General features: G+C 74.7%; 1 protein-coding gene. It reads right to left on the bottom strand.

Annotated features, from left to right (window positions below):
• Nucleotides 1-1889 (bottom strand): acyltransferase domain-containing protein (locus GWI24_RS43805; protein ID WP_308344289.1); only part of this gene is annotated, 1889 nt, incomplete at its 3' end.
• Nucleotides 1890-1911: the final 22 nt, after the last annotated feature.

The following is a 1911-nucleotide window of genomic DNA, read 5'->3' as shown; positions in this document are numbered from 1 at the left end:
GGTACGAGGACCGCGCCGTCCCGGATGGCCACCTGCGGCTCGTCCGCCGCGACGGCGGTGGCGACGGCCGCCGCCAGCGCGGTGCGCGAGGATTCGCACCCGTCGATGTCCACCAGCACGAACCGGCCCGGCTGTTCGGCCTGCGCGGCGCGCACGAGCCCCCACAGCGGGGCGTGGACGAGGTCCGCCACGTCCTCTCCGGCATGGGTGGACACCGCCCCGCACGTCACCACGACCAGCCGTGAGGTGGCGGACTCGGTGTCGGCCAGCCACTCGCGCAGCAGCCCGAGCGCCCCGGCGGTCGCCTCGCGGACGCGATCGGCGAGGCCGGGCAGACCGGACGCGGTGTCCATGGCCGGTCCGTACGACACGACGACGAACTCGGGCGCGTCGGACGGCCCTTCGGTGTCGAGAAAGGTGGCGAGCTCGAGGTCGTCAGTGGCCGGCACCGTCCAACGGGCGGTAGCCGCCTGGTTCTGCGATGGCGCCGGGACCCACTCCAGGCGGAACAGCGCGTCACGGGTCACGTCCACCGCGGCGCGCAGCCGCTCTGCCGGGACCGGGCGCACGGTCAGGGCCTCGATGGACGCCACCGGGGCGCCGGTCGCGTCGGCGAGGGACACGGACACCGCACCCGGCTCGGTGACCGGGCCGATCCGGACGCGGAGCGCGGTGGCGCCGACGGCGTGCAGCGCGGCGCCGGTCCAGTCGGCCGCCATGCGGACCGCGCCGGTGTCCGCTTGGTCTTCGTCTTCGGGGAAGAGGACGGGGTGGAGGGCGGCGTCCAGCAGGGCGGGGTGGATGCCGTACCGGGCCGCGTCCTGGGCTTGGTCCTCCGGCAGCGCGACCTCGGCGAGGATGTTGTCGCCGTGCCGCCAGGCCGCGCGCAGACCCTGGAAGACCGGGCCGTATCCGTAACCCGTCCCGGCGGCGCGCTCGTAGAGGCCGTCCACGTCCAGCGGCTGGGCGCCGGGCGGCGGCCATGCGCCCTCCAGCGGGGCATCGGGGATGGCGTGGGGAGCGAGCGCGCCGGTGGCGTGCAGGGTCCAGCCGTCCTCGTCCGCGGGGGCGTCCTCGGGGCGGGCGTGGATGTGCAGTCCACGTCGGCCGGTCTCGTCCGGCTCGTCCACCGTGAGCTGCACCTGGATGTCGCCGCGCTCGGGCAGCACCAGCGGCTCCGCCGCCGTCAGCCGCTCCACCCGGCCGCCGCCCGCCTCCTGGGCCGCGGTGAACGCCAGCTCCAGCAGCGCCGCGCCCGGCACCACGACCGCACCGAGGGCGGTGTGCTCGGCGAGCCAGGGGTGGGTGCGCGTCGAGAGCCGCGCGGTCAGCACCAGCCGGCCGTCCGCGGCCAGCCGCACGGTGGCGCCCAGCAGCGGATGGTTGACGGCCGTGAGGCCGAGGCCCGCCGGGTCGGTGGCGGACGCGGTGTCGACGTCGAGCCAGTAGCGCTCGCGCTGGAAGGCGTACGTGGGCAGGGCGACGCGCCGGGGATTCGTCCCGGCGAACACCGCGTCCCAGTCGACGTCCAGACCGCGTACGTAGCCCTCGGCGAGTGAGGTCAGGAACCGCTCGGGGCCGCCCTCGTCACGGCGCAGGGTGCCCAGCGCGACGGCGTCGGCGGCCGTGTCCTCGAACGTCTCCTGAAGGCCCACGGTGAGCACCGGGTGGGCGCTGGACTCGATGAAGAAGCCACAGCCGTCGTCCAGAAGGGCACGGATGGTCTCGTCGAAGCGGACGGTCTGGCGAAGGTTGGTGTACCAGTACTCGGCGTCCAGTTCGGTGGTGTCGATGACCCCGCCGGTCACGGTCGAGTAGAAGGGGATCTCCGAGGTGCGGGGGGTGATCCCCTCCAGGGCGCCGATGACCTGTTCGCGGATCGACTCCACCTGCGCGGAATGCGACGCGTAG

Origin of the sequence: Streptomyces sp. MK37H (assembly GCF_018035285.1) — a bacterium.
Lineage (GTDB): Bacteria > Actinomycetota > Actinomycetes > Streptomycetales > Streptomycetaceae > Streptomyces > Streptomyces endocoffeicus.
Note: the sequence above shows the minus strand (reverse complement) of the source record. Positions and strands in the feature narration are given on the sequence as shown.